The 5,995-nt window shown below is 64.0% G+C and carries 5 protein-coding genes; 1 reads left to right on the top strand and 4 read right to left on the bottom strand.

Annotated elements, in window-relative coordinates; genetic code table 11:
- Window positions 1-1,161, bottom strand: a 1,161-nt coding sequence (locus VEK15_31400) for a DUF4388 domain-containing protein (GenBank protein ID HXV65243.1), incomplete at its 3' end; no start/stop codon positions are given.
- A gap of 44 nt (window positions 1,162-1,205) precedes the next feature.
- On the opposite strand from VEK15_31400, the gene recQ reads away from it, so the two are divergent.
- Entirely contained in the window at window positions 1,206-3,080 is a 1,875-nt protein-coding gene (recQ, locus tag VEK15_31405; protein HXV65244.1) for a DNA helicase RecQ, read from the top strand.
- Here recQ and VEK15_31410 read toward each other — a convergent pair.
- The 3 genes from VEK15_31410 to VEK15_31420 all read right to left on the bottom strand — a co-directional run bounded on the left by VEK15_31410 (window position 3,064) and on the right by VEK15_31420 (window position 5,748).
- Window positions 3,064-3,546 carry a VOC family protein gene (locus VEK15_31410; GenBank protein HXV65245.1) on the bottom strand — a complete coding sequence of 161 codons (483 nt, stop codon included), beginning with the start codon at window positions 3,544-3,546 and terminating at the stop codon, window positions 3,064-3,066. The genes recQ and VEK15_31410 overlap by 17 nt on opposite strands.
- 216 nt (window positions 3,547-3,762) lie before the next feature.
- Window positions 3,763-4,041 carry a hypothetical protein gene (locus VEK15_31415; protein ID HXV65246.1) on the bottom strand — a complete coding sequence of 93 codons (279 nt, stop codon included), beginning with the start codon at window positions 4,039-4,041 and terminating at the stop codon, window positions 3,763-3,765.
- Window positions 4,042-4,182: 141 nt separating this feature from the next.
- A complete protein-coding gene (locus VEK15_31420) occupies window positions 4,183-5,748 on the bottom strand; it encodes a hypothetical protein (GenBank protein HXV65247.1) in 1,566 nt (521 codons plus the stop codon).
- Window positions 5,749-5,995 lie beyond the last annotated feature (247 nt).

Below are 5,995 nucleotides of genomic sequence, written 5' to 3' on the forward strand. Positions count from 1 at the left end.
CTGTTCTTCGAAGAAGTCCCGGAACCGATCGGCGGGACGGTCGGTGAGTGACCACTCCGGCACATTGGAACCATCGACAACCGGGGATGGCGGTCTTTTCGGCGTTTCGACCGGTGCTTCGATCACCGGGTCTTCTTCGACCGGTACTTCGACCTTCGCCTGGACCGGTGCTTCGACCGAGGCTTCGATTCGCGGTGCGGCCGCGGGGCGCGGCCCGCGGGCTGGCCGCGACGGTGCGATACTCAGATCGCTCGGCGCTCTCCCCGGGATTCCCAGCCACTCGGCAGCCGACGTCCACATGCCCTGGAGCCGTCCGAGGATCCCGGCGGGGGCGGGCTCGGGTGCGGACACCTTCTGGCCAATCTCCGACATCACGAAGGTTCCCGTCTCCAGCTGTGGCCGGCGCGGCATCACTTGCTCGGATTTCGTTTCCAGAACTCCGGCGGCGATGAGGCCGTAGAGGGCGCGAAGCGCGACGCCTTCGTCGCCGCCCACTTCGCCGATCACCGCCCGCATCTTCTCGGGGCCCCGGATCGCCTTCAGCACGCTTCGCTCCACCGGCCGAAGCCCTTCGACGTCGAGAGCGAACGGAGGCCGGTCCGCCACCTCGACCTCAGTATCGAGCGGGGGCAGGCCGGCGAGGACGAGCTTCTTGCTCGGCATGTGCCGGATGCCTTCCATCAGAATCCGGTAGACGGAAAGGCTCACCATGAGGTCCACCGGGATCACGGTGGGTCGCTCGTCGAAGCTGTACATGCCGCGGCTCGCCGCGAATAGCGAGAGCACGATGCGATTGACCTGGGCGGCGACGTAATGGCCGAGCTCCTCTTCCGAGACGATCCCCGAGCTCACCAGCGCCTTGCCGAACTTGAGGCGGGATGCTTTCATCACGTCGCTCGCGGCGGCGAACTCGGATCGCGAGATCCGGCCCGCCTCGATCATGCTCTCGCCCAGCCGGTCGCTCTTTCGGTTGCTCGACGCGAACACGATGAACCCGCGGTCGAAGTAGACCGTTTTGATCGCTTCGGGGGTGGTTACTTGAAGGTCCCCGCTTCGCTCTTCGGCGACGATCCGCCGGAAGATCTCGGCCAGAGGCGTATCCGCGAGCGAGCCGATGAATCCCGCGGTCGTGTCTGCGCGAACGGACTGGTCCAAGGGCATCCTGTCTCCGAGCTATGTTGTGATGGTCCATCCATGATAGATCGATGTTCATCAAATTGCACGAGCACCCGCGCGCAAGCGAGAACGATCCGCAGCGAATACTCGAGAGCGTGTTCGGCTATCGGGAATTTCGCGGTCAGCAGAAGCTCGTCATCGAGCAGCTCCTCTCCGGCGGCGACGCGCTCGTGCTCATGCCGACGGGAGGCGGAAAGAGTCTCTGCTATCAGATCCCGGCCATCGCCCACGAGGGCGTCGGGATCGTCGTCTCACCGCTCATCGCACTGATGCAGGACCAGGTGAGCGCGCTCACCGAGCTCGGTGTTGCCGCGGCCTTCGTCAACTCGACTCTTCCTTACGAGACGGCGCGGAGAATCGAGGACGAGATGGTCCACGGCGGGTACGATCTCGTCTACGTGGCTCCCGAGCGGCTGACCACACCGGGATTTCTCTCCTTGCTCGAGCGGACGAAACTCGCGCTCTTCGCCATCGACGAAGCCCATTGCGTGAGCCAGTGGGGCCATGATTTCCGTCCGGAGTACCGCAAGCTCGACGTCCTTCACGAACGATTTCCCGCCGTCCCGAGGATCGCGCTCACGGCGACAGCCGACGAGCCCACCCGGCGCGAGATCGTCGAGCATCTCCATCTTGGCGGGGCTCGCCGCTTCGTGTCCGGATTCGACCGGCCGAACATCCGATACGATGTCGTGCCGAAGAAGAACGCGAAGGCCCAGCTGCTGCGATTCATCCGGTTCCGCCACGCGGGCCAGCCGGGGATCGTGTACTGCATGAGCCGGAAAAAGGTCGACGACGTGGCCGCCTGGCTTCGGAGCGAGGGCATCGCCGCGCTCGCCTATCACGCCGGGCTCGACAAGACCGTACGCCAGCGGCACCAGGAGCGCTTCCTCGAGGAAGAAGGTGTCGTCATCGTGGGCACGATCGCCTTCGGCCTCGGCATCGACAAACCGGACGTCCGGTTCGTTGCCCACCTCGATCTCCCCAAGAGCCTCGAAGCCTACTACCAGGAGACGGGGCGTGCCGGACGCGACGGCCTGCCGTCGGAGGCCTGGATGTGCTACGGCTACGGAGACGCCGTTCTCATCCGTCAGTTGGTGGAGCGCTCGGAGTCATCCGCGGAACGAAAACGGGTGGAGCACATGAAGCTCGGGGCGCTTCTCGGATATTGCGAGACCGCCGAGTGCCGCCGCGCGGTGATGCTCCGGTACTTCGGTGAGGAGCGGGACGAGGGCTGCGGGAACTGCGATACCTGCCTCGAGCCCGTGGATGCCTATGACGGAACCGTGGTGGCACAGAAAGCGCTGTCCAACGTCTATCGCACCGGGCAGATGTTCGGAGCCGGCTATCTCGCCGACGTCTTGATCGGCGCCTCGAGCGAACGGGTCGTCCGCAATCGTCATGACCGGGCCACGACCTTCGGCATCGGCGCGGAGCTCGATCGAGCGGGCTGGATGGGAGTCTACCGTCAGCTGGTCGCCTCTGGGCTCGTCGACGTCGATCCCGAGCACGGCGGGCTTCGCCTTTCCGATCGGGCCTGGCCGGTCCTCAAAGGGGAGCGGGCGTTGAAGCTTCGACGCGATCGAAAGCGGCTCCCGGCCGAGCCGAGACTGCACCGGACGACGGAAGAGGAAGTGGCGGGCGCGGCCGACCGAAAGCTCTTCGACGCCTTGCGGGCGAAGCGTCTCGAGATCGCGCAGGCGAGAAGCCTTCCCGCCTACGTGATCTTTCACGACAAGACTCTCGCGGAGATGGCCCGGATCCGGCCGAGGACGCTTGCCGACCTCTCCTCCATCTCGGGCGTCGGACAGAAAAAGCTCGAGACCTACGGCCAGACGTTTCTGGACGTGCTCCGGGCAGAAGGGCGCTCGCCGGGCGCGGACGAGGGAGTCATCGATGACCCGTAAACAGAGTCGTCTCGTCGACGAAGCACAGGGGATTTCCGAACGGGTCCTTCATGTAGAACGAGACCTCGCCCCAGGGTCGTTTCTCGATCGTGCCCATGTCTTGGGATAGGCCTCCGAGAGCCGTTGCCCGCGCGTGCACGCTCTCGAGATCGGCGACGGCGAAGTAGATGTGATCCTGGTTCGGGCGGGCGTCCCAGTCGTCGCCATCGGCGCGCGGGTCCACGAGAGCGAGGATGGTCTCGCCGCAGCGAAAGTAATGACGGCCAGGCGCGACCCGCTCACCTTCCATGTTCAGCAGCTGCCCGTAGAATCGAGCGGCGCGTTCGATGTCGTTTACCGGAAGAATGATGCGGAAGATTCGGGGTGTATCGGCCATGTCCTGCGACTCCTCCAAAATTGGCAAAGCGCCCGCGACCACGGTGACGGCCAACGCCGCTCCCGCGACGACAAGAAAGATTCGGTGCATGACGACTCCTGAATATTTAGCTTGCAGGCTAATATATCATGAAACCAACATGTCGTTGAGATCGAACACGCGCGCCACGTCGCGTACTTCATGCCGGCCGATCAAAGCGGCCAGTACTACAAGACGCGTGTACCACAAGGGTCTTGTACTACCAGGGCCTTGTACTACATTGGCCTCGTACTACGAGGGCCTCGTAGTAATCCCCCGTCGAAACTCTCAGCGCACGCTGAATCGCGCCGGAGGGACCACCACGGCCGCCTCCGGGTTGTAGTAGTCGTAGAGGCCGAAAGGAGCGCTCTTCGCATCCATCGCCAGGCGCGGCCGAAAGGCGAATTCGAAGGCGGCACCGCCGCCGGGCGGCCAGAGGTAGGCGACGATCCGATCCGGAAGGACGTCATATCGCTCCAGGCCGCTTTTGCTTTGGGACAGGGCGCGCTGGAGCGAAGCGCGGTCCACGTCCGCGCCCGGAGGGAGGCCGATCTCGGCGATCAGCATCCCGTAGCCTCTCGCGCCTGGAGCGCAGGAAGCGTTCGAATTCAGGAAACCAGATCTTATTTCGCGTGGCGCCCGGCTAGCTCGGGTGGCCCGGCCGAAGTTGATGGAAGCGGCGGTGCAGCGGCATGAATGCGCCGGCCGTCAGGGATTCACGACAGCGACCCAGCCGTTCACCCAGTCGTTGCGATTGATCACGACCGTGCTCTCGTTCTTGAAACAGAATCCAACCTTGTAGCTGCCGCTCACCAGGTCGGTAGGTGTGCCCGAGCTCACCGCGATCGGGGCTCGGATCGTGCCGACCTCGACCACCGTGGCATCAAAACCGACGAAATTCAAGATCTCTCCTGACCCCAACTGGTAGCAAAGGCCCGCCCGGCCTGATGCCACGCCGCCTGAGGTCGTGGCCAAGGGGGCCACGGCCGCCCCGATGATCTGTTGGCCCGTGGCCACGGTCACGTCAACCGTCGGTCCGCGGAACGAGTAAGCGATTTCCGAGATGGGAATCTGGGGACCGACCCAACCCTGAAAACGCCTGACCTGCGTCAATGGACCGCTGTGGCTGTGATTGGCGCTGGCGAAGGATGACGCGTGGACACCATCGAGAAGATCGGCATCGAGTGTGCTGCCAGCTCCGTCGTTCGCTAGAACCGTGGGCAGGATCTCATTGTCTCGCGCGATCGCACCGTCCACGAAGCTCTGCCCGACTGTGCCTGATGTGATGTCCGCGCCGCTGTGGCTATGGGAGGCGGGCGCGTAGGTTCCGCTGTGGTTGTGAGAAGCCAAGGCGAAGGCGCTCGAGTCCGATCCATCCAAGAGATCCGCATCCAGACCGCTCCCGGGCCCATCGTTACCGGTGTGATATGCGGTGTTCCCGTCGACCTGGAGCGTCATCGCCCCGGCGCCGGAGTTCTGAAGATTGAACGTATGACCCGCAGCCGATGGCACGTCGATGCCCGACTCGGTCATCCGAAGACTGGTCGTGGCACCTCCCAGCACCAGATCGGGTCCTCCGGCCGTGTTCTCTCCCGCCAGACCGGCGCCAGAGGCAGAGTGGCTCACTCCGACGAGGCCATAAGTGACTCCTTCCGTATCGGGGAGCTCGGCGTGAATCGCGGAAGCGCCGCTCGCGAAAGCCGGAGCCGGCTGATGCGGATCGGTCGGGCCGGACGGGGGCTCTGACCGTTCTCCCATGGGCTCGCGGATTCGTGTCGGGTCAACGAGCTTTTCGAGCTGCTCGAGCGGCTGGGATTCGCCGCGGCTCTCTAGAAATCGCGTCAGTATATCGAGAGCGGTGACAACCTCCTCGACCGAGGGAACCGCTTCCACGCGAAAGAACCGAGCCTCGGACCACTCTCCCGGTTCCCACTCGTCCGTGGCCCGGATGTACCAGGCGTAGTGCTTTCCCCGCGCGAGACTTTCTTGGAGGGATGGTGTCCAGGAATGGACGTTGCCCGGCACGCTCTGTCGAAGGACGGCCTTCGGCTCCGCGGCTCCCGGGTCGTCTCCTGTCTGGATCTCGTAAACCACGAGATCGAAATCAATTGCGCCCTCGATCACTCCCCAGCTGAACGTGGGACATCGCTCGGCGATCTCCAGAACCGTCCGGTTGCTGCCAGGGGAAACGGTTTCCGGACGCCTCGGTCCGGCGCTCCCGACAGTGGCTTCGAGCAGCGCCACCAACACGACCAACAAAATCCTAGACATCATGGAGACCTCCCATCGCACCCCGCGTGCGCACGTTGTGTCAAGGACAGGGTCCGAATTCTAGTTCATTCGCGGGAGTATATAACGTTGACCGGCTCCGTCCAGGCTGCTCGACCTCAGGACGTGCTCATTTCGCTGGCAAGGCGTCGCAATGCTCGCGAAACCGCCATGCGCGCCGCATTCGGGCTCGACTTCCCGAACTCTCGCGCGATCTCGGAGTAGTCGAAGCAAAACTCGACATGGGCGATGA

The organism is Vicinamibacteria bacterium (assembly GCA_035620555.1).
Taxonomy (GTDB): domain Bacteria; phylum Acidobacteriota; class Vicinamibacteria; order Marinacidobacterales; family SMYC01; genus DASPGQ01.

Coding starts and splice junctions, on each gene's coding strand:
- recQ (HXV65244.1), top strand. CDS start 1,206: ATGTTCATCAAATTGCACGAGCACCCGCGCGCAAGCGAGAACGATCCG.
- VEK15_31415 (HXV65246.1), bottom strand. CDS start 4,041: ATGCTGATCGCCGAGATCGGCCTCCCTCCGGGCGCGGACGTGGACCGC.
- VEK15_31410 (HXV65245.1), bottom strand. CDS start 3,546: ATGCACCGAATCTTTCTTGTCGTCGCGGGAGCGGCGTTGGCCGTCACC.
- VEK15_31420 (HXV65247.1), bottom strand. CDS start 5,748: ATGATGTCTAGGATTTTGTTGGTCGTGTTGGTGGCGCTGCTCGAAGCC.